Source organism: Brevundimonas sp. UBA4553 (genome assembly GCF_002387245.1).
GTDB lineage: Bacteria > Pseudomonadota > Alphaproteobacteria > Caulobacterales > Caulobacteraceae > Brevundimonas.
In genome coordinates, this window is record NZ_DGLD01000006.1 from 108,571 (window position 1) to 128,878 (window position 20,308).

The following is a 20,308-nucleotide window of genomic DNA, read 5'->3' on the forward strand; positions in this document are numbered from 1 at the left end:
GAGTACGTCATGACCAGGCTTCCCCGTGTCGCAACCCGTGTTGCAACCCGCATCCTCGTTTCCGCCACGGCTGTCGTGGCGGTGCTGGCGGCGGCAGGATCAGCCTCGGCCCAGAGCCTCATTCGCGACACCGAGGTCGAAGGCATCATTCATGAGTGGTCCGAGCCGGTGCTGGACGCCATGGGGCTTGATCCGGCAGAGGTCGAGATCCTGCTGATCAACGACAATGACCTCAACGCCTTCGCCACACGCGGGCGAATCATGGGGTTGAACACCGGTCTGATCCTGCAGACCAAGTCTCCGAACCAGCTTTTGGGCGTGATCGCCCACGAGGCGGGCCATATCAAGAACCGCCACACGTTGCGCGACGGCGCCCAGAACGCCGGCATGCAGCCCATGATCATGACCATGGCCCTGGGCGCCCTGGCCGCCATCGCCGGTGCGCCCGATGCGGGCGCCGCCCTGCTGGCTTCCAGCCAATACTTCGGCACCCTCGGCGCGCTACGCTACATGCAGAGTCAGGAGGGCGAAGCCGACATCACCGGCGCCCGCGCCCTGGAACGCGCTGGGGAATCCGGCAAGGGCATGGTCGAGTTCTTCGAGAACTTCCGGGCTCAGGAAGTCTTCTCGGATCAGCGCCGCTATCCCTATTTCCGCAGCCACCCCCTGTCGTCCCAACGCATCGAGGCCCTGCGCCGGCCGGTCGAGGCCGCTGCACACTACGGACATCGGGACAGCCCCGAGCGGATGGCCCAGCACGCCTTGGTGATCGCCAAGATCCGCTCGTTCATGGATTCGCCCAATGCCACGCTGCGGGACTATCCGTCGTCGGATACCTCCCTTCCCGCCCGCTACGCCCGCGCCATCGCCTGGTATCGCGACGGCCAGACGGACAAGGCCCTCGACGCCGTCGACGCCCTGCTGACGGAACAGCCGGCCAATCCCTATTTCTGGGAGCTGAAGGGTCAGATTCTCTTCGAGGAAGGCCGGCCGGCCGAGGCCATCGGGGCCCATCAGAAGGCGGTCGATCTGAAGCCTGATGCGCCGCTGTTGCGCATCAACCTGGCCCACGCCCTGATCGAGACCAACGACATCGCCAATCTGGACGCCGCCATCGACCAGCTGAAACGCGCCATAGCGCTGGAGAAAGACAACAGCCTGGCGTGGCGTCTTCTGTCCCAGGCCTATGCGAGCCAGGGTAAGGAAGGCGAGGCACGGCTTGCTTCGGCCGAATACTGGTTCGCCCTAGGCCGCACCGAACAGGCCAACCAGTTCGCCATGCGCGCACGTGACATGCTGGATCGCAACTCCATTGAATGGCGCCGCGCCACCGACATTGTCCTGTCGTCCGGCGCCTCCGAAAAAGACATCACGGACGCCGAGCGCCGCAACGAACAGCGCAGCAACCGCGGCGTCATCCTGCCCAACAGCTGACGCGCCCACCTTCCCGACACCGAGACCTGCATGACCGACGACGCACGCCCAGACGCCCCCAATAGCCCTACGCCCGCCCCGAAAGGCAGCATCCTGTCGTCGCTGTCCGGCAAGACCCTAGCCGGTGCAGCCTTGGCGGTTTCGGTTCTGGCGCTGGGCTTGTCCGCAGTTCCCTATCTGACTGGCGGCGATTTCGGCGGACGGGTGCGGGCCTATCTGGTCGCGAACCCGCAGGTGCTGGACGAGGTTCTGGCGGCCCGTCAGGCGAACGAGGAACAGTCCCGCGTCCAGACCATCAACGCCGCCGTCAAGGCCAACCCTTCCCTACTGGCGCATGACGCGCGCGACCCCAGCTTCGGTCCCGCCGACGCCAAGGTGACGGTGATCGAATTCTTCGACTTCCGCTGCCCGGGCTGCAAGGCTGTGGCTCACGACTACCGCGCCCTGATGGCCGCCCACCCCGAGGTCCGCTTCGTCTTCAAGGACTGGCCGATCCTGGACCGGGGCGACGACGTCACTTCGCAATATGCCGCCCGCGCCGCCTTGGCCGCGCATCAGCAAGGCAAGTATCTTGAAGTCTACGACGCCCTGATGAACGAGCGTGCTCTGGACCGCGCCGCGATCGACGGCATCCTGGTCGCCCACGGTGTGGACATGACCAAGGCGCAGGCCGCGATCGCATCGCCCGAGATGACCCGCCACGTCACCGACATCCACACGGTCGCCGCGACCCTCGGCCTGCAAGGCACCCCGACTTTCTTCATCAACGGCAAGGCCAGCGCCAGCATCGAGCCGGGCGAAGTCGCCAAGATGATCGAAGCCGCCAAGCGCTAGGCGGCCGCCAGCGTCCGTTCGCCGCCGATCCACTCGATGTTTCCGCGTTGGGTCGCTTCGGCGGCGGCGTCCGTGTCGCCAAGCTGCCGCTCAGCCTCGGCCAGGACGAAGTAGCTGTAGGGATCGCTGGGCCAGTCTTTGAGCAATTCCTCAACCTTGGCCTTGGCCCCGGCGGCGTCGCCGTTGGCCAGCATCGCCGCGGCCAGGCTGCGGCGCGTCGGATACCAGATGATCGGCGGGTCGCCGCCCTCATCATCCATGGCCTGAATCTCTGCGGCGCGGGTGAAAGCGGCCACTGCTGCGGGCGCATTGCCCTCGATCATGGCCGCTCGGCCTTCCAGAATGCGCTGGGACAACTCGGTGAAGACCGCCCGCTGCTCGGCCATTGGGCCGGTGAAGGGCGTGGCTTCGCGCAAGGCCCTGATAGCGTCAGCCTCGGCGCGAACAGCCACGGCGTCACCCGCCCTCGCCGCCGCTTCGCCACGGGCGTAGCGCCAACTGATGCGCAGCAAGGGGTGGGTCGCCGGCGGCTCCTTAAGCGCAGCCACCTGTTCGGGCGCGCCGAAACGCCCATAAAGAGCGTAGGCGTTGTTGGCGACGATCTGACGCCAGTACTCGTGAGCCCCGATGTTCGGATAGGTGGCCAGAAACCATTCGGCGAGCTTCAACCCTTCCTCGCCGCCTCCGGCCATCAGGGCGCCGCCCATGCCGAAATGGATGTTGTGCGCGTGCAGCCGCATCGCCGGCACCCCGCCCGGCGGCTTGGCCAGGGCGTCATAGCGTCGGTCCAGCGCCACGGCGTTGACATTCGACATCATCGCATCGCGATAACGGCCGACGCGGTAATAGGTGTGCGACGGCATGTGCACCAGATGGCTGGCCGCGGGAGCCAGCAAGGCCAGTTTCTCGCCGTAGGGGATGGCCTTGTGCGGGTCATCCGACCACTCGGTCAGGTGGATATAGAGGTGGATCGCGCCCGGATCGTCGGGGTCCTTGGCCAGCGCCTGTTCCAGCAGACCCATGGCGCGCGGGATGGCCAGATCAGCCGCCTTCCCCTCGTCATCCCACCATTCGTCGGCGGCCAGCAGCCAGGCGTCAGCGGTGATATTGGCGATGGCGACGTCGTCGGGGTTCTGCCGCGCGATGCGATCCATGCGCTTGGCGAAGCGGTCGGCGCGGCTATCTTCCTCGCCAGAGTAGCGCTGGATCAGGGCGTCGATCATCTGACGCTGGACCGGCGTGGCGTCTCGGGCCAGACGACGAGCGTCGCGCGCGGCTTCTCGGGCGGCCGCGATCGAGGCCTCGTCCTGACCGCCGCCGTTCAGGTTGGGACCGATGGCCCAGGCCTCGCCCCAGGCGCACATGCCGCACGACGGATCCAGCGCCCGCGCCTTGCGGAAGGCGCGCACGGACTCGGTGTGTTCAAACGCCCAACGCAAGCGCACGCCGTGATCGAACCAGGCCTGGGCCTCGGGGTTAACCGTGTCGATCTTGAAGCCGCCGGTTCCGAAGCCCTCGACCATGACGATATCGCTGGTCGGCACAGCCTCGATGGCCGAACCGCCAGGGCCGCAGACCTGCGGCTGATCCAGCATGTCGCGCACCGCCTTGTCCGCCGTCGCGTCAGCGACCGCCATCGGTCCGATCAGACAGGCAGCCAAGGCCGAGCAGGCCATCAATCCAAAACGCATTTTCCTCTCCCCAGAGTTGGATCGAGAGTGCGCCGCCGCTCGCGCACCGGCAAGCGGCCCTGGAGTCGCGCCCTAGATCAGACCCGCCAGCGGCGACGACGGATCGGCGTAGAGGCGCTTCTTCATCCGTCCGGCCAGATAGGATTCTCGCCCGGCGATGACGGCGTGCTTCATGGCGCTGGCCATCAGGATCGGGTCACGCGCCTCGGCGATGGCTGTGTTCATCAACACGCCGTCGCAGCCCAGCTCCATCGCGATCGCGGCGTCCGAAGCCGTGCCGACGCCCGCGTCGACCAGGACCGGCACCTTGGACTGCTCGACGATCAGACGAATGTTGATGGGGTTCTGAACGCCCAACCCCGAGCCGATCGGCGCGCCCAGCGGCATGATGGCCACGGCGCCCGCGTCCTCCAGCTTGCGCGCATAAACCGGGTCGTCGGTGCAATAGACCATGACCTCGAAGCCCTCGGCGGTCAGCAACTTCAGCGACCGCAGGGTTTCTTCCATATCGGGAAACAGGGTGCGCTGGTCCGACAGGACTTCCAGCTTGACCAGGGTCCAACCACCCGCCTCGCGCGCCAGACGCAGGGTCCGCACCGCGTCCTCGCCGGTGAAGCAGCCCGCCGTATTGGGCAGGTAGGTATATTTCTTCGGGTCAATGAAGTCCGTCAGCACCGGCTGGTTCGGATCGGTCAGGTTTACCCGACGCACGGCCACGGTGACGATTTCGGCGCCAGAGGCCTCGGCCGCCGCGGCGTTCTGGGCATAGTCCCGGTACTTGCCGGTGCCCACGATCAGGCGCGAGTTGAAGGTGCGGCCGGCGACGGTCCAGCTGTCGGTGCGGGGGGCGGTATCGGTCATGTTCCTGACCTAGCGCCGCCGGTCGTCCGGGGGAAGCGGCGTCACGGGATTTGATGGGTCAGCCGCCGCCCACGAACTGCACCAGTTCGATCCGGTCGCCCTCAGCCAGCGCCGTCTCGCCGTGCAGGGAGCGCGGCACGATCTCCAGATTGCGCTCGACCGCCACCTTCTTCGGGTCCAGGGACAACTCCTGAACCAGACCCAGAATGGTCGTAGCGGCGGTGTCCCGCCCCTCGCCGTTGACTTCGATACGCAAGCTGTTCGCTCCAAAGGGGTACACGCGGAGGCCGACCCTCCATCGAATGGCTCGAACAATGAAAGGTTCGGCTCAGGACATCAAATCGCGGCGTCCGTAGCGCATCTCCAAGCACGCTTCCACGCCCCTCGACTGCCCCAGCGTCAACCTTTTCATCCACCCGCTTTGCGGCGCGCCACACCTGAGCTACAACGCGCGCTCGATTCCGCGCGGACACGGCGCGCCTGTTTTGCGAGCGAATGCCCGAAACCCTCACCCTGTATGTCCTGAACGGGCCTAACCTGAACCTTTTGGGGGTTCGGGAGCCGGACATCTATGGCTACGAGACCCTGGCCGACGTCCAGGCGATGTGCGAAGCGGCGGCCGAGGGCGCGCACGTGGTGTTCCGCCAGTCAAACCACGAAGGCCAGTTGGTCGACTGGATCCATGAGGCGCGCGAGGAAGCCAGCGCCCTGGTGATCAACCCCGCCGCCTTCACCCATACCTCCGTGGCCCTGCTGGATGCGTTGAAAACGCTCAGCGTCCCCGTCGTCGAATGTCATCTGTCGAACCCCGCCGCGCGCGAGGATTTCCGGCGTCATTCCTATGTTTCGCTGGTTGCGACCGGCGTCATTTCGGGCTTCGGCCCCCACAGCTACGAACTGGCCGTCAAGGCCGCCCTTCGGCTGGCGCGGGAACGCGCTGCGGCCGGGGCTCGTTCGCCCAAGACCTGAAGAGAGACAGAACCATGTCCGACGACAAGCACAAGAACGAAGGCATCGACGCCGGCCTGATCCGCAGCCTGGCTGACATCCTGAACGAGACCGACCTGACCGAGATCGAGGTCGAGCGCGGCGAACTGCGCATCCGCGTCGCCCGTGAAGTGACCGTGACGGCCGCCGCGCCGATCCAGTACGCCGCCGCGCCGATCGCCCACGCAGCGCCGGCCGCCGCCGCACCGGCCTCGATGCCGTCGGACCCTGCCGCTCTCGTTTCGCGCAAGGGCGAAGAAGTGAAGTCCCCGATGGTCGGCACCGCCTATCTGCAACCCTCGCCGGAAGCCCCGCAGTTCGTGAAGCCGGGCGACAAGGTCAAGAAGGGTCAGACCCTGCTGATCGTCGAGGCCATGAAGACCATGAACCCGATCCAGGCCCCGCGTGACGGCGTCGTGTCGGAAATCCTGGTCGGCGACGCCCAGCCGGTCGAGTTCGGCGAAGCCCTGGTCCTGCTGGAAGCCTGAGACCTGATATGTTCACCAAGGTCCTGATCGCCAACCGCGGCGAAATCGCCCTGCGCATCCACCGGGCGTGCAAGGAGATGGGCATCTCCACCGTCGCCGTGCACTCCGAAGCCGACCGCGGCGCCATGTGGGTGCGGCTGGCCGACGAAAGCGTTTGCATCGGCCCGGCCCCGGCGGCCAAGTCCTACCTGAACATCCCGCAGATCATCGCAGCGGCGGAAATCACCGGCGCTCAGGCGATCCACCCGGGCTATGGCTTCCTGTCGGAAAACGCTCGCTTCGCCGAGATCATCGAGGCCCACGGCCTGACCTTCATCGGTCCCAAGCCCGAGCATATTCGGGTCATGGGCGACAAGATCACCGCCAAGAAGACGGTCATGGACGCGGGCATCCCCGTCGTCCCCGGCTCTGACGGCGAGGTCGAAACCGTTGAGGCCGCCATCGAGGCGTCCAAGACCATCGGCTTCCCGCTGATCGTCAAGGCCGCCGCCGGCGGCGGCGGTCGCGGCATGAAGGTCGCCCTGACCGCCGACGATCTGGTCGAAGCCGTGCAGACGGCCCAGACCGAGGCCAAGGCCGCCTTCGGCAACGGCGCCGTCTATATGGAGCGCTACCTCCAGAAGCCGCGCCACATCGAGATCCAGGTCATCGCCGACAGCCACGGCAACGTGGTCCACCTGGGTGAACGCGACTGCTCGCTGCAACGCCGCCACCAGAAGGTGCTGGAAGAGGCCCCCTCGCCCGCCCTGTCGGCAGAGGGCCGCAAGAAGATCGGCGAGACGGTCAACAAGGCCATCGCCGCCATCGGTTATCTTGGCGTCGGCACCATCGAGTTCCTGTGGGAAGATGGCGAGTTCTTCTTCATCGAGATGAACACCCGCCTTCAGGTCGAACACCCGGTCACGGAAATGATCACCGGCGTCGATCTGGTCCGTGAACAGGTCCGCATCGCCGCCGGCCTGCCGCTGTCCTTCACCCAGGACGACATCCATTTCGAAGGCCACGCCATCGAGGTGCGTATCAACGCCGAGAACGCCGAGACCTTCACCCCGTCGCCCGGCACGATCACGGACTTCCACGCCCCAGGCGGCCTGGGCGTGCGTCTGGATAGCGCCATCTACGCCGGCTATTCCATCCCACCCTACTATGACAGCCTGATCGGCAAGCTGATCGTGCACGGTCGCGACCGTGAGGAGGCCCTGGCCCGACTCAAGCGCAGCCTGGGCGAAATGGTCATCGGCGGCGTCGACACCACCATCCCCCTGTTCCAGAAGCTGTTGCAGGAGCCGGACATCCTGTCGGGCGACTACGACATCCACTGGCTGGAGAAGTGGGCGGCCGCCCAGAAGGCCAAGGCCTAACGCGTCTTGGACGAACCCGAGTTCAGCGCCAGCAGCCCCTCAAGCGTCTTCGGGCCCGAGGAGTTGCTGGCCTGCTACGCTCGGGGCGTGTTTCCGATGGCCGAGGCGCGCGACGATCCGCGAGTCTTTCTGGTCGAACCGGACCAGCGGGGCGTCGTCCCCCTCAATCGCTTTCACATTCCGACGCGCCTGCGACGCACTGTTCGGGGCGAGCCGTTTCAGGTGAGGGCCGACACGGCCTTCGTCGCAGTTCTCGATGCCTGCGCCGCCTCAATGCCTGGGCGCGAGGACACCTGGATCAATGATCCAATCCGCCGCCTCTATCTGGAACTGCACGCACGTGGGCACGCTCACAGCCTGGAGTGCTGGCAGGACGAGGTTCTGGTCGGCGGCCTGTACGGCGTGACGCTGGGCGGCGCCTTCTTCGGCGAGAGCATGTTCAGTCGCGCCCGCGATGCGTCAAAGGTCGCCCTGGTGCATCTGGTCGCGCGACTTCGAAAAGGCGGCTGGAGTCTTCTGGACGCCCAGTTCCTGACCGACCACCTCAGCCAGTTCGGCGCAGTCGAGACTCCACAAGCGGCCTACCTGCGGCTGCTCAAGCCCGCCCTGCGCCTGACGCCGGACAAGTCAGCCCTCACCGCGCCCCTGACGGGTGCGGAAGCCGTGATCTATGCCTTACAGCCGACCACCCAGGCGTCGTAAATCGGGTGTTGCAGACCGCTGACGCCTGGCGATGAGGCGAACATCCAGCCCTTGAATATCTGCCTAGCCTCGGTCGGCACGGCGATCCCGCGCGGTTGAACACCCACTTCCAGATAGGCGATCGCGTCTTCGGTCTGCTCGTCTGAGGCTGAAATCTCGCAGGCGCGGACGCTGAAGATCAGGGTCTTGTTGAATCGCACCGGACGGCCGCCGACCTCGACTTCGAACCGCATGGATTCAGCCGTAACCTTGTCGATGGCCTGGATAATGGCCGTAGGGCGTCGTTGGCGGCGACCGGGCGTGGCGACCGTTTCCGCCGCCGGTTTCGGCGCCTCGATCTCGGCTTCGGGCGGGACGTCTTCCTGAACGGCTGCGATCTCAGCTTCGGGCGTCACCACGACGACAGGAGTGCCTGGCGCGGCGGTCGGATCCGTCGGAGGCGACACGTTCTGAACTGGGGCGGTCGAAGCAGGAGGCGTGGATTGCGATCCCTGCAACGGCGCGCGATTCGTGTCCCGCAGCAGATCGCCCACAGGATCCTGAACCGGAACGGCGTCTTGCGGCAGATCCAGCAAGGCGTCGGCGACGCCCGCTCCCGAAACCGCCAGCCCCGCCGCGGCCACGCCGATCAGCAGGAGGCGGCGCGGGGTCATTCCGGGCTCCACGCCTGGTAGTCGCCGGTGGCGGCGGGGCGCTTGCCCTCGTTGGCCAGAGAGCCCTGCGGACGCCACGCCATCGGCGTGCCCGTCAGGTTGGGCAGATGATCCTTTTCCCAAGCGCGACGCGGCAACGGCCTTTCGACGGGGGTCTCGTCATAGGTGTAGCGCAGCCAGCCCTGCCATTCCGGCGGAACCTTCGACGCCTCGGCGTAGCCATCATAGATGACCCAGCGGCGCTTGCGGCCGTCATAGCTGACGTTGTCGCGCGACTGGTAATAGCGGTTGCCGAACTCGTCCGTACCGACCAGTTGGCCGCGTTTGCCGACCGTGAACAGGGTGCCAATCGTGGCGCCGTTCCACCAGGTGAAGATCTTGCTCAGCACGTCGTCGTACTCACTTGTATCCCGTCGCTCAGGGAGGTCCGGCGACGCGGCCCGATCATAGAAACCGGAGCGGCCCGCGTCCAGTCCGGGACAGACACAGCGGAGCGCGACCCAGCATCAACATCTTGGGGGTAACCCGCTCCTCAGGCCCAAGATTTATTGAACCCCTTTGCGCGCCATCGTTAATGTCGAAGTCAGGACACGCGCGGAGACGTCTGATGCGCATCAAGCCCCGTTTCGCCCCCTTAGCCGCCACCGTGGCGGTCGAGCCTCGACTGATTGAACGCCCTGGCGTCATGACGCCGACGTTGGCGCCCGCTGACTGGTCCGATGCGCGCGTCGAAGCCTGGTTGGACTGGGTCGAGCGCCTTCCAACCGACCTGCCGCAAGACGTCGCCGCGTTGAACGGCGATCCCGCCTCCCTCCTTGGGGGCGCCGTTGATCGCTGGGCGTATCGTCTTGGCGCCTGGGGCCGGGAGCACGGCCTGTTCGACAGCGCCGACGACGCCAAGTCCTTCACCGACGAACTGTCGGCGTCGCTGCTGTTAGGCTTGGCCGCGCCCGGCGAGACCCTTGCCGCAACTGCATCAGCCGGCCTGTCTCTCCATGAACCCGGGGCCGCGCTGCGGTTGGCGGACTTGACCGCCGCCTGTCGTGGCGAACGTCTGGGAGCCCAGGCCGCCGAGGCCCTGTCCGCTGCGCTCAGGAGCGTGGCCGAGGCCGTGGATCGGTGCGAAGGCCCGCGCGACGCCTGCGCCGATCCGTCCGCCAATCCCGCTCTGGCCCGCGCCGCCAATATCGCCCGCCGCTGCGGCGCCAGCGACGCCGACATCATTCGCGCGATCGAGGGCGAAATCCCGATCATCGCCCCTCCCGCCCCCGCCCGGCGCAGCCCTGTGTCCGTCCTGACCTCACGCGACCGCATCGCTTCGGGGGGCCCCGAAGCCGCCGCCGTGGCCGCGGCCGCTCTGGAAGCCGACCTGGCCCTGACCTTTTCACCCCGAGACGCCGAGGCCCTGTCCGACGCCCCCCTTGAGGCACGCGTCAGCCTGTACCTGCCCGCCCTGAACATCTTCACGGGCGAGGCCTTCGGTGAGGCTCTGGAAGATCTGACACGACTGTGGGTCGTCGCCCTGGAGATCGAGATCGCCATCGCCGGCGACGCCCCCCGACGCGATGCTGCACGCCCCATCGCCCTCGGCTTGTCCGGGCTGGCTGACTGGGCGGTCGCCGCAAACGGCGCAGACCCGGTCATTCTCGCCGCTTCAGTCGGCGCTCGGGTTTCGGCCGCCGCCAATGCTACTTCCGTTGAACTTGCGTCCCTTCTTGGCCCCTGCGCCGAGTGGGAGGCCGTCAGGGACGAAGTCGTGGACGCCGCCGTCCAGCGCAATCAGGGCATCGACGGCTTGAAAGGCTGCGGTCGCCGCCACGCCGCCATCAACCTGTTCGTACATGACGCCGAGTTGGCTCTAAAGCTCGGCGCCTCGCCCTTTGACGCCACCGACGTCTTCCAGACGGATGACGGCGAGACGCAGCGTCGCCTACGCCCTTCCTTGGCCCGCACAATCGCCCGCGCCGGCGGCGACGTCGAGGACGCCGAGCGTCATTTGTTCGGCCGCCGGACCCTCGTGGGCGCGCCAGGCGTCAACCATTCGGCTTTGCGCGACCTGGGCTTCACCGATCTCGAGCTTGAGGCCATCGAAGCCGCCTTGAGCCAGACAGAGCTTTTGTCTGCCGTCTTCGCCCCGCCCGTGCTGGACGCCGGCTTCATCGGTGACGTTCTGGGATTGTCGGTCGCGAATGGCGCCGACCTGCTGCCCCGCCTGGGCTTCGATGACGCCGCCATTGAGGCGGCGCGCACTGCCGCTTTCGGTCGCCCCAACCTGTCGGAATGGGAGGCTGCACCCGAAGCCTTGCGTAGCCTCCTGTCCGCCGATGCAGGCGATTTGGAGGCCCAGATGCGCCGCGCCATCGAGCCGTTCAGCGACGTGCCGGATGTGTCTCCTGACCTGATCGACTGGCGCGCGGGCCCGCTGCAAGCGGCGCGCGCTCTTGGTGAAGCCGCCCGGGAGGGGTGACGCGCCGTCGTCTTACGCCGCGCCACGCCGCCCGCCGATTTCCGCCTGGATCTGCCTGAAGCCGACGTCCCGTCTCAACGTCGCATCGAGCCGGAGATCAAACCGGTCGAACGCGTGGTCGAGAAAGTCGTCGAGCGCGACCGTATGCGCCGTAAACTGCCGGATCGTCGCAAGGGCTATATCCAGAAGGCGGCCGTTGGGGGCCACAAGGTCTACATCCACACCGGCGAATACGAAGACGGCGAACTAGGCGAGATTTTCATCGACATGCACAAGGAAGGCGCCGCCTTCCGCAGCCTGATGAACAACTTCGCCATCGCGATCTCGATCGGTCTGCAATACGGCGTGCCGCTGGACGAGTTCGTCGACGCCTTCGTCTTCACCCGCTTCGAGCCGGCCGGGCGCGTCACAGGCAATGATTCGATCCGCTCGGCGACCTCGATCCTTGACTACATCTTCCGCGAGCTTGGGGTTTCCTATCTGGAACGCCAGGAACTGGCCAACGCCGAGCCGGAAGGGCTGAACCCCGATGGTCTTGGCGTCGTCGAGGACGCCGAACCTGTGCCTGCAGCACGCTTTATTTCCAAGGGGTTCGCTCGCGGCGCGGCGCCCGACAACCTGGTGGTCGTCCCGTTCGGCAGGAAGCCGGCCAGCTCCAGCAGCGCGCCCCCGACGGAAGCCGTCGCTTGTCCAGAATGCGGCGACTTCTCCCTGCAAAATCGCGGCGGCGGCTGGATCTGCGACACATGCGGCGCATCCCCGCAGATGCAGGGCTGACCCCTCGCCGCCTCTCGGCCTGTTTCTTGCTTGGCTGATGCAAAGCCCGGAGCCTATGCATGAACCGTCTCGCTATAGCACTTGTCGTCTCTCTGGTCGCCGCGACGGCCATGCCGGCGGTCGCCCAGAACGCCTCGCAGATCAGTCAGGTACGCCGCGGCGCCAGCTGCCCCGGCTGCAACCTGTTCCAGGGTGACTTCTCGGGCATGGAGGTGCGCGGCCTCAACCTGGCCGGAGCCCGCCTGCGTCAGGCCGATCTCAGCCTGACGGTCATGAACCGCACCCGTTTCTCTCGCGCCGACATGCGCGACGTGGAGGCTTACGGCGCGGTCTTCTCGAGTTCGAACTTTGCTGGCGCCGATCTCAGCAACGCCAGCTTCGTCGGAGCCTATCTGGACGGCGCAACGCTGTCGGGCGCCAGGCTGAACGGGACCAACCTGTCCGGCGCACAACTGGCGAGGGCCGTAGGCCTGACGCAGAGCCAGCTCAACCAGGCCTGCGGCGACGACGCCACTGTCTTGCCGTCTGGCTTGCGCATTCCGGCCTGCTGACGGGCGCCTTCGTTACCGCGATTTAAGTAGGGTTATGCGGGCGATGGGCGCATCTAGGTAGCGTGATGAAACGCCCGCTCGCCCTCCTCCGTCGCCTTGCTCCAGCAGCCGCAGCCATGTCCGGGGTGCTGGTCGCCGCCCCAGCTTTTGCAGGCGTGGTGAGCCTGTCTCAAATGCAGGATCGCGACGTCGCCCGCATGGTCTCCCTGGGCGGCAGTTGCAACCGCTGCGAGTTGTCCGGTCGTGATCTGTCGGGCGCCACCTTCACGGGCGCCAGCTTCACCAACGCCACCCTGGTCGGCGCGACCCTGCGTGGCGCTGAGTTGCTCGGTTCGAACTTCTCCGGCAGCGACTTCAGCCGCGCGGATATGCGTGGCGTCGAAATGCTCGGGGCGAACTTCACCAATGCCGTGTTCACCAGCGCCAACCTGACTGGCGCGGAAGCCACCGGCGCGAACCTGATCGGGACCAACTTCCAGGACGCCAACCTGTCGTCTGCAGAGTTGAACGGCGCGAACTTCAACCGCGCCGTCCTTACGCGCACCAAGTTCAACAGCAGCGAAATGTTCGGCGCCACCCTGGCCAATGTTCGCGCCCTTGGCGCAGACTTCTCGAACGCCGAGGTCAACGCATCAAACCTCTCCAACGGCGTATTTGACAACGCATCCTTCCGCAACGCCTCGCTGGACAGCGCCCGCCTGACCGGCAGCAGCTTCGATCGCGCCAACTTCTCAGGCGCTTCGATGAACCGGACCGATATTCGCGGGGCCGACCTGTCGGGCGCGCGCGGCCTTACGCAGGATCAGGTGCATGACGCCTGCGGCGACGGCGCAACCCGGCTGCCTAGCGGCCTGACCGTGCGGTCCTGCGGGGGCGGCATCCGTGTCATCCGAACGCCCCCGGCCCCTCCTGCGCCGCCCGTCCCGCCGCGTCAGCGCAACCTGGTCGTCGCTTCCGGGCGCTAAGGCCCATCACGAGACAAAAGAATGGGGCGGCCCGCAAAGGCCGCCCCTATCCAATTCAAAGTCGCTGCGCCGCCTATTTGAGCGGCAGGGCCGTGCGGATCGAAAGTTCCTTCAACTGCTTGTCGGCAGCCTCGGCCGGTGCGCTCATCAGCAAGTCCTGGCCCTGTTGGTTCAGCGGGAAGGCGATGACTTCACGAATAGCCGTCTGGTTGGCCAGCAGCATGACGATGCGGTCGATGCCGGGAGCCAGACCGCCGTGCGGCGGGGCGCCGAAGCGGAAGGCGTTCAGCATGCCGCCGAACTGCTCCTCAACCACCGCGGCGTCGTAGCCTGCGATCTCGAAGGCCTTGAGCATGATCTCGGCCTTGTGGTTCCGGATTGCGCCGGAGCACAGCTCATAGCCGTTGCAGACGATGTCATACTGATAGGCGCGGATGGTCAGCGGATCCTGGGTCTCCAGAGCCTCCAGACCGCCTTGCGGCATCGAGAACGGGTTGTGGCTGAAATCGACCTTCTTTTCTTCTTCCGACCATTCGAACATCGGGAAGTCGACGATCCAGCAGAATTTGAACTGCTCTTCGTCGACCAGCTTCAGCTCGGTACCGACGCGGGTGCGGGCCAGGCCGGCGAACTTGGCGAAGACCGACGGCAGACCGGCGGTGAAGAAAGCGGCGTCGCCCTTGCCCAGACCAAGGGAGGTCATCAGGGCCTCGGTGGGCTCCTGTCCCAGGTTCTTGGCGATAGGACCGCCCCAGGCCTGCTGATCGTCTGACCAGAAGATGTAGCCAAGGCCCGGCTGGCCCTCGCCCTGCGCCCAGGAATTCATGCGATCGCAGAAGGCGCGAGAACCGCCGGTCGGCGCCGGAATGGCCCAGACGGCGTTCTTTTCATCAGCGCCAAGGATCTTGGCGAACAGGCCGAAGCCGCCATTGCGGAAGTGATCGGACACGTCCTGCATCTTGATCGGGTTCCGCAGGTCCGGCTTGTCCGAGCCATACCACTTCATCGACTGCGCGAAGGTGAGACGCTCGAAGCCCTTGTGCTCGAACGTGTCGCCGAAATCGTTCGTGAAGGTGTGGACGCCGTCGATCGGCGACACAGGCTTGCCCTCGCCGAACTCGTTGAAGACGCCGTTCATCAGCGGCTCAATGGCGGCGAAGACGTCTTCCTGCGTCACGAAGCTCATCTCGACGTCGAGCTGATAGAATTCCAGCGAACGGTCGGCGCGCAGGTCTTCGTCGCGGAAGCAAGGCGCGATCTGGAAGTAGCGGTCGAAGCCCGAGACCATCAGCAGTTGCTTGAACTGCTGCGGAGCCTGCGGCAGGGCGTAGAACTTGCCCGGGTGCATACGCGACGGCACCAGGAAGTCGCGCGCGCCTTCCGGAGACGAGGCGGTCAGGATCGGAGTCTGGTATTCAAGGAAGCCCTGCTCGACCATGCGCTGACGGATCGAGTGGATCACCTTGGAGCGCAGGACGATGTTCTTGTGCAGGGTCTCGCGACGCAGGTCGAGGAAGCGGTTCTTGAGACGGATCTCTTCCGGGTACTCCGGCTCGCCGAAGACCGGCAGGGGCAGTTCCGCAGCTTCCGACAGGACTTCGACCGACAGGACACGCACTTCGATCTCGCCGGTGGGCAGGTTGGCGTTGGTGGTTTCGGCCGAGCGGCTGACCACTTCGCCGTCGATCTTGATGACGCTTTCAGCGCGCAGGCGCTCGACGGCGTCAAAGCCGGGCGTCTCGGGGTGCAGCACCAACTGGGTCAGGCCATAGTGGTCGCGCAGGTCGATGAACAGCAGACCGCCGTGGTCGCGTTTGCGGTGAACCCAGCCGGACAGACGAACATTCGCGCCCGCATCCGTCGAACGGAGGGCGCCGCAAGTGTGGGTGCGATAGGCGTGCATGATCGGATATCGTCTGAAAACGGCTGCGGAACAGCGTGAATTAGGAGGGGCGAAAGGCCCATCATCGCCCCGGAAAGTCAAGGCTGGCGGCTAAATCCACAGCGCCGCACGGTTGTCCACCGTCGCCCGGAACCTGTTCACAGCGCGCTGAATGGCCTCTGCTATGGTTTGCTCATGACCGCCCCCGGTTCCGACACGCTGCAACTGAGATTGCCCCTGCGACAGGAAGCGCCGCAAAGCGCGGCGGATTTCGTGGTGTCCGAATCCAATTCGGCGGCCGCTTCAGTGCTGTCGACATGGCCTGAAATGGCAGGATCCGTCCTGTCGATCTTCGGCCCGTCCGGCAGCGGCAAGAGTCACCTGGCCGCCGCCTGGGTCGAGCGGACCGGCGCCATCGCCCTTCACGGGGCGGAGGCCGCCTTGGTCGATCCACGCGAACTCGAAGGCCAGATGGTCCTGCTGGACCGAGCCCAGGACGCTGATGACGAAAGCCTGTTCCATCTGATCAACCTGACCCAGTCGGGAGGAGGCGCCCTGCTGCTGGTGTCGCGCGATCCGCCGGGCGCCTGGGCCTGCGAACTGCCCGACCTGCGCTCGCGCCTCAACGCCATTCGCACTGTGTGTCTAGATGCGCCGGACGACGCCGTTCTGGGCGCCATGCTCAAACGCGCGTTCGCCACCCGCAACATCACGCCGGGCGACGAGGTCATCGACTATCTGGCCCGTCGCATCGACCGCTCGGCCGACGCTGTCGAGCACATCGTCGACCGGCTGGATGCCTGCCACCGTCCGGTCACCCGCGTTCTGGCCCGACAGGTTCTGGGCGACAGCGACGAACTGTCTGACTGATAAGGTCATATCGCGGTTGCAGCCGTCACAGGCCCGCGCGACAACAGTCAGATGACCGAAATCGCGCCCATCGCCGTCGACACCACCGGAGAGGAAGTCCCCTCCTCGCGCGCCCCGCAGTTGGAGCTGTCCGAAGCGCTGATGGCCTCGCCCGAACGCTTCATCAATCGCGAACTGTCCTGGCTGGCCTTCAACGGCCGCGTGCTGGAAGAAGCTGCGAACGAGGGCCACCCCCTGCTGGAACGGGTTCGCTTCCTGTCGATCTCGGCCAACAATCTGGACGAGTTCTTCATGACGCGCGTGGCGGGTCTGAAAGGCCAGGTTCGCGAGCGGGTCCGTGTCGTCTCGCCTGACGGCCTGACGCCCGCTGAACAACTGGATCAGGTCAATGCCGCAGCTGGGGGCCTGATGGCCGAGCAGCAGCGTCGCTGGCGGGTTCTGCGCAAGGAGATGGCCACCGCCGGAATCGAGGTCGTCGAAGGCTCAAAGATCACGCGCACCGAGCGCGAGCGGCTGGAACCCGAGTTCCTGAATCAGTTGTTCGCCGTGTTGACGCCCATGGCGATCGACCCCGCCCACCCCTTCCCCTTTCTGCCTAACCTCGGCTTCTCGCTGGCGCTGAAGCTGCGACGGAACAGCGACAACCGCGTGCTCTACGCTCTGGTGCCGGTGCCGACTCAGGTGCGGCGTTTCTGGGCTCTGGCGACAGACGGCCGCTCTGCGCCGGGCCGCAAGCGGTTCGTCTCGCTGGAAAACCTGCTGCTGCTCTTCATTGACCACCTCTTCCCGGGCTGCGAAATCCTGGAGAAGGGTCTTTTCCGTCTCATCCGCGACTCGGACATCGAGATCGAGGAAGAGGCTGAAGACCTGGTCATGGAGTTCGAGGAGGCGTTGAAGCAGCGCCGCATGGGCTCGGTCGTCCGCATCAAGATCCAGGCCTCCATGCCCGAGGACCTGCGCAACTTCATCATCGCCGAACTGCACGCTCAGCCGCAGGACGTGGTTCTGGTCGAGGGGATGCTCGGCCTGGCGCAACTGGCCGAGCTGATTCCCGGCGGTCACCCGGATCTGAAGTTCAAGGGCTATGAACCCCGCTATCCCGAGCGGGTGCGCGACAACGGCGGCGACATCTTCGCCGCGGTTCGCGAAAAGGACATGCTGATCCACCACCCGTTCGAGAGCTTCGATGTGGTGGTGCAGTTCCTGCGGCAGGCCGCGCGCGACCCGCACGTCATCGCCATCAAGCAGACCCTGTACCGTACCTCCAAGGACAGCCCGATCGTCGCCGCCCTGATCGAGGCGGCCGAGAACGGCAAGAACGTCACCGCCCTGATCGAACTGAAGGCGCGCTTCGACGAAGAGGCCAATCTGCGCTGGGCGCGACAGATGGAACGAGCTGGCGTCCACGTCGTCTTCGGCTTTGTGGAATACAAGACCCACGCCAAGCTGAGCGTCGTGGTGCGACGCGAGGGCGACGCCCTGCGCACATACTGCCACTTTGGCACTGGCAACTATCACCCGACGACGGCCAAGATTTACACGGACCTCAGTCTGTTCACCTGCGATGCGGTGCTGGGACGCGATGCGACGCGGGTGTTCAACTACATCACCGGCTATGCCGCCCCCGATGAACTGGAGGCCCTGGTCGTTTCTCCGCTGAACATGAAGGCAAGCCTGCTGGAGATGATCGGCAAGGAGATGTCCGCCGCCGCCAAGGGCAAGCCCGCCGCGATCTGGGCCAAGATGAACGCCCTGGTCGATCCGGAGATTATCGACGCCCTCTACCGCGCCAGCCAGTGGGGCGTGCGGATCGAACTGGTCATCCGCGGCATCTGCTGCCTGCGCCCCGGGGTGCCGGGCCTGTCGGAGAACATCCGGGTCAAGTCTATCGTCGGCCGTTTCCTCGAGCACAGCCGTATCGTCGCCTTCGCCAACGGCCACGACCTGCCCAGCAACAAGGCCAAGCTCTACATCTCGTCCGCCGACTGGATGCCGCGCAATCTGGACAGGCGCGTCGAGCTGATGACGCCGATCCTGAACGCCACCGTGCACGATCAGGTGCTTGATCAGATCATGGTCGCCAACCTGAAAGACGACGCCCAGAGCTGGACCCTGGCCGCGGATGGAACCTATCACCGCGTCACGCCCTCCGGACCTGAACGTCCCTTCTCGGCGCACAAGTATTTCATGACCAACCCCAGCCTTTCGGGCCGTGGTCGTAAGGTGAAGACCCTGCCTGGCGCCCTGTCCTATGCCGGCCTCAAGCCCCGGAAACGTCGCTGATGGGCGTCGAGGTCGAATACCCATCGCGTCAGATCGCCGTCATCGACATCGGTTCCAACTCGGTGCGCTTGGTGCTTTATCGGCTGGAAGGCCGGGCCGTCTGGACCATGTTCAACGAAAAGGTCTTGGCCGGTCTGGGCCGTGATCTTGCCGCGACAAAACGCTTGTCCGTTCCCGGCGTCGTGTCCGCCATGACGGCGCTGCGCCGTTTCGCCGCCGTGATCGAGGGCGTCCAGCCGGATCAGACCATCATCGCCGCTACCGCCGCCGTGCGCGAGGCCGAGGATGGAGCTGAGTTCTGCGCTCTGGTAGCCGCTGAAACAGGACTACAGGTCCGCGTCCTCAGCGGCGAAGAAGAGGCCCGCTATTCCGCGCTCGGCGTCCTGGCTGGCGCGCCTGGATCGCACGGCGTGGCGGCCGACATGGGCGGCGCCAGTCTTGAGCTGACCCGAATCGGCGACGGAGGACGCAATCGCTCGCTCGACAGAGGCGTGACTCTGCCTCTCGGCCCGTTCGCCCTGACCGACACCAGAGGCTTCGACGTCGACCGTTTGCGCTCGCGCATCGCCAAAAGGCTTGCGCCGATCGCAGCCCCCTACGCCACGACCGACCTTCACGCCGTGGGCGGGGCCTGGCGCAGCCTGGCGCAGATGCACATGGCCATGACCGATCATCCGCTGCGGATCGTCCATGAATACGCCATGACCGCCGCCGACGCGCGCGATCTAACGCGCCTGGTGGCTCGTCAGTCCAAGGCTTCGCTGGAAAAACTGCCGGGCGTATCCAAGCGCCGGGCAGAGACGCTGCCTTACGCCGCCCTGGTGCTGGACGGACTGATTGAAGCGCTCGGCCTGAAAGCCATCACCTTCTCCGCCTGGGGCGTGCGAGAGGGTCTGCTCTACGCTGGCCTGTCGCCCGAGATGGCGGCTGTCGATCCCCTGTTGGCCGGTTGTTCGGCCTGGGGCGGCCGTCAGGGCGTGGATCCGGCCCTGCCGCGCGCGTTGGATGGCTGGCTGCAACCCGTGGTGTCAGCCATGCCTGAGGCCTTTGGCGAGGAACGTGACGCCCTGCTGACCGCCTCGGTCTGCCGTCTGGCGGACCTCGGCGCGCGGCTGCACCCCGACCACCGGGTTGATCTGGTCTTCGATCAGGTGCTGCGCTCGCCCATTCCGGGCCAGACCCATGCCGAGCGCGCCTTCCTGGCTGTCGCCATGAACGCCCGTTACGGCGGCGAGGCCAAGACACCGTCGCCCGGCGCCGTTGACCGCCTGTTGCCGGAAAAGGGCCAGAAGCGGGCACGTGCGCTTGGGTTGGCCATGCGGCTAGCCTGCGACCTATCGGGCCGCTCGCCCCAGTTGCTGGCCAACGCCGCCGCGACGGTCGAGAAGGGCGCTCTGCGGATCACAGCCGCTGAGGGATACGCCGACATGCTGCTGGGCGAACAGACCCGTCGCCGGGCCAAGGCCCTGGCCGAGGCGATGAACCTGACGCTAAAGATCTAA

The 20,308-nt window shown here is 66.0% G+C and carries 19 protein-coding genes; 13 read left to right on the forward strand and 6 right to left on the reverse strand.

The features are described 5' to 3' along the window. Positions 1-9 precede the first annotated feature (9 nt). Positions 10-1,434 carry a M48 family metalloprotease gene (locus B4A39_RS05360; RefSeq protein ID WP_292034113.1) on the forward strand — a complete coding sequence of 475 codons (1,425 nt, stop codon included), beginning with the start codon at positions 10-12 and terminating at the stop codon, positions 1,432-1,434. Positions 1,435-1,464: 30 nt separating this feature from the next. Continuing rightward, a complete protein-coding gene (locus B4A39_RS05365) occupies positions 1,465-2,268 on the forward strand; it encodes a thioredoxin domain-containing protein (protein WP_292034115.1) in 804 nt (267 codons plus the stop codon). Here B4A39_RS05365 and B4A39_RS05370 read toward each other — a convergent pair. From B4A39_RS05370 to thiS, 3 genes are all read right to left on the reverse strand, one after another. After that, the gene (locus B4A39_RS05370; protein ID WP_292034117.1) at positions 2,265-3,959 is read right to left on the reverse strand and encodes a tetratricopeptide repeat protein; all 1,695 of its coding nucleotides are present in this window, start codon (positions 3,957-3,959) and stop codon (positions 2,265-2,267) included. The genes B4A39_RS05365 and B4A39_RS05370 overlap by 4 nt on opposite strands. A gap of 72 nt (positions 3,960-4,031) precedes the next feature. Then, on the reverse strand, positions 4,032-4,820 hold the full coding sequence (locus B4A39_RS05375; RefSeq protein WP_292034120.1) for a thiazole synthase: 789 nt from the start codon (positions 4,818-4,820) through the stop codon (positions 4,032-4,034). 58 nt (positions 4,821-4,878) lie between these two features. Continuing rightward, positions 4,879-5,076, reverse strand: a complete 198-nt coding sequence (gene thiS, locus B4A39_RS05380; protein WP_207826766.1) for a sulfur carrier protein ThiS — start codon at positions 5,074-5,076, stop codon at positions 4,879-4,881. A gap of 239 nt (positions 5,077-5,315) precedes the next feature. On the opposite strand from thiS, the gene aroQ reads away from it, so the two are divergent. From aroQ to aat, 4 genes are read left to right on the forward strand one after another with little or no spacing between them, the layout of a single operon-like run. After that, positions 5,316-5,789 (forward strand): type II 3-dehydroquinate dehydratase, encoded by a 474-nt coding sequence (aroQ, locus tag B4A39_RS05385; protein WP_292034126.1) that lies wholly within the window; start codon positions 5,316-5,318, stop codon positions 5,787-5,789. 14 nt (positions 5,790-5,803) lie between these two features. Continuing rightward, positions 5,804-6,295 (forward strand): acetyl-CoA carboxylase biotin carboxyl carrier protein, encoded by a 492-nt coding sequence (gene accB / locus B4A39_RS05390; protein ID WP_292034128.1) that lies wholly within the window; start codon positions 5,804-5,806, stop codon positions 6,293-6,295. Between the two features lie 8 nt (positions 6,296-6,303). After that, a complete protein-coding gene (gene accC, locus B4A39_RS05395) occupies positions 6,304-7,656 on the forward strand; it encodes an acetyl-CoA carboxylase biotin carboxylase subunit (protein WP_292034131.1) in 1,353 nt (450 codons plus the stop codon). A 6-nt stretch (positions 7,657-7,662) separates the two neighbouring features. Then, the gene (aat, locus tag B4A39_RS05400; protein WP_292034133.1) at positions 7,663-8,358 is read left to right on the forward strand and encodes a leucyl/phenylalanyl-tRNA--protein transferase; all 696 of its coding nucleotides are present in this window, start codon (positions 7,663-7,665) and stop codon (positions 8,356-8,358) included. On the opposite strand, the gene B4A39_RS05405 is transcribed toward aat, so the two are convergent. Both B4A39_RS05405 and B4A39_RS05410 read right to left on the reverse strand, forming a co-directional pair. Continuing rightward, positions 8,325-9,011, reverse strand: a complete 687-nt coding sequence (locus tag B4A39_RS05405) for a DUF2155 domain-containing protein (protein WP_292034135.1) — start codon at positions 9,009-9,011, stop codon at positions 8,325-8,327. The genes aat and B4A39_RS05405 overlap by 34 nt on opposite strands. After that, a complete protein-coding gene (locus B4A39_RS05410; RefSeq protein WP_292034137.1) occupies positions 9,008-9,400 on the reverse strand; it encodes an NADH:ubiquinone oxidoreductase subunit NDUFA12 in 393 nt (130 codons plus the stop codon). The genes B4A39_RS05405 and B4A39_RS05410 overlap by 4 nt, the downstream gene beginning before the upstream one ends. A gap of 218 nt (positions 9,401-9,618) precedes the next feature. Here B4A39_RS05410 and B4A39_RS05415 point away from each other — a divergent pair, with 218 nt between their 5' ends. From B4A39_RS05415 to B4A39_RS05430, 4 genes are all read left to right on the forward strand, one after another. Next, a complete protein-coding gene (locus B4A39_RS05415) occupies positions 9,619-11,478 on the forward strand; it encodes a hypothetical protein (RefSeq protein WP_292034139.1) in 1,860 nt (619 codons plus the stop codon). 114 nt (positions 11,479-11,592) lie between these two features. Further along, the gene (locus B4A39_RS05420) at positions 11,593-12,255 is read left to right on the forward strand and encodes a hypothetical protein (RefSeq protein ID WP_292034141.1); all 663 of its coding nucleotides are present in this window, start codon (positions 11,593-11,595) and stop codon (positions 12,253-12,255) included. Between the two features lie 59 nt (positions 12,256-12,314). After that, a complete protein-coding gene (locus tag B4A39_RS05425) occupies positions 12,315-12,806 on the forward strand; it encodes a pentapeptide repeat-containing protein (protein ID WP_292034143.1) in 492 nt (163 codons plus the stop codon). 65 nt (positions 12,807-12,871) lie between these two features. Then, positions 12,872-13,771 carry a pentapeptide repeat-containing protein gene (locus B4A39_RS05430; protein WP_292034144.1) on the forward strand — a complete coding sequence of 300 codons (900 nt, stop codon included), beginning with the start codon at positions 12,872-12,874 and terminating at the stop codon, positions 13,769-13,771. Positions 13,772-13,844: 73 nt separating this feature from the next. Here the strand turns inward: B4A39_RS05430 and aspS are convergent, their stop codons facing one another. Then, positions 13,845-15,674 (reverse strand): aspartate--tRNA ligase, encoded by a 1,830-nt coding sequence (gene aspS / locus B4A39_RS05435; protein WP_292034145.1) that lies wholly within the window; start codon positions 15,672-15,674, stop codon positions 13,845-13,847. 174 nt (positions 15,675-15,848) lie between these two features. Between aspS and B4A39_RS05440 the strand changes: the two genes are divergently transcribed. Genes B4A39_RS05440 through B4A39_RS05450 form a run of 3 tightly spaced genes read left to right on the forward strand, consistent with a single transcriptional unit; the run spans position 15,849 to position 20,308 of the window. Then, complete coding sequence (locus tag B4A39_RS05440; RefSeq protein WP_292034146.1) at positions 15,849-16,523, forward strand: DnaA ATPase domain-containing protein; 675 nt, start codon at positions 15,849-15,851, stop codon at positions 16,521-16,523. A gap of 51 nt (positions 16,524-16,574) precedes the next feature. Continuing rightward, complete coding sequence (locus tag B4A39_RS05445; RefSeq protein ID WP_292034148.1) at positions 16,575-18,806, forward strand: RNA degradosome polyphosphate kinase; 2,232 nt, start codon at positions 16,575-16,577, stop codon at positions 18,804-18,806. Then, positions 18,806-20,308 (forward strand): Ppx/GppA phosphatase family protein, encoded by a 1,503-nt coding sequence (locus tag B4A39_RS05450; protein WP_292034150.1) that lies wholly within the window; start codon positions 18,806-18,808, stop codon positions 20,306-20,308. The genes B4A39_RS05445 and B4A39_RS05450 overlap by 1 nt, the downstream gene beginning before the upstream one ends.

Coding starts and splice junctions, on each gene's coding strand:
- B4A39_RS05370 (WP_292034117.1), bottom strand. CDS start 3,959: ATGCGTTTTGGATTGATGGCCTGCTCGGCCTTGGCTGCCTGTCTGATC.
- B4A39_RS05415 (WP_292034139.1), top strand. CDS start 9,619: ATGCGCATCAAGCCCCGTTTCGCCCCCTTAGCCGCCACCGTGGCGGTC.
- B4A39_RS05360 (WP_292034113.1), top strand. CDS start 10: ATGACCAGGCTTCCCCGTGTCGCAACCCGTGTTGCAACCCGCATCCTC.
- B4A39_RS05440 (WP_292034146.1), top strand. CDS start 15,849: ATGACCGCCCCCGGTTCCGACACGCTGCAACTGAGATTGCCCCTGCGA.
- B4A39_RS05445 (WP_292034148.1), top strand. CDS start 16,575: ATGACCGAAATCGCGCCCATCGCCGTCGACACCACCGGAGAGGAAGTC.
- aspS (WP_292034145.1), bottom strand. CDS start 15,674: ATGCACGCCTATCGCACCCACACTTGCGGCGCCCTCCGTTCGACGGAT.
- B4A39_RS05405 (WP_292034135.1), bottom strand. CDS start 9,011: ATGACCCCGCGCCGCCTCCTGCTGATCGGCGTGGCCGCGGCGGGGCTG.
- accC (WP_292034131.1), top strand. CDS start 6,304: ATGTTCACCAAGGTCCTGATCGCCAACCGCGGCGAAATCGCCCTGCGC.
- B4A39_RS05450 (WP_292034150.1), top strand. CDS start 18,806: ATGGGCGTCGAGGTCGAATACCCATCGCGTCAGATCGCCGTCATCGAC.
- B4A39_RS05375 (WP_292034120.1), bottom strand. CDS start 4,820: ATGACCGATACCGCCCCCCGCACCGACAGCTGGACCGTCGCCGGCCGC.
- aroQ (WP_292034126.1), top strand. CDS start 5,316: ATGCCCGAAACCCTCACCCTGTATGTCCTGAACGGGCCTAACCTGAAC.
- accB (WP_292034128.1), top strand. CDS start 5,804: ATGTCCGACGACAAGCACAAGAACGAAGGCATCGACGCCGGCCTGATC.
- B4A39_RS05430 (WP_292034144.1), top strand. CDS start 12,872: ATGAAACGCCCGCTCGCCCTCCTCCGTCGCCTTGCTCCAGCAGCCGCA.
- B4A39_RS05365 (WP_292034115.1), top strand. CDS start 1,465: ATGACCGACGACGCACGCCCAGACGCCCCCAATAGCCCTACGCCCGCC.
- B4A39_RS05425 (WP_292034143.1), top strand. CDS start 12,315: ATGAACCGTCTCGCTATAGCACTTGTCGTCTCTCTGGTCGCCGCGACG.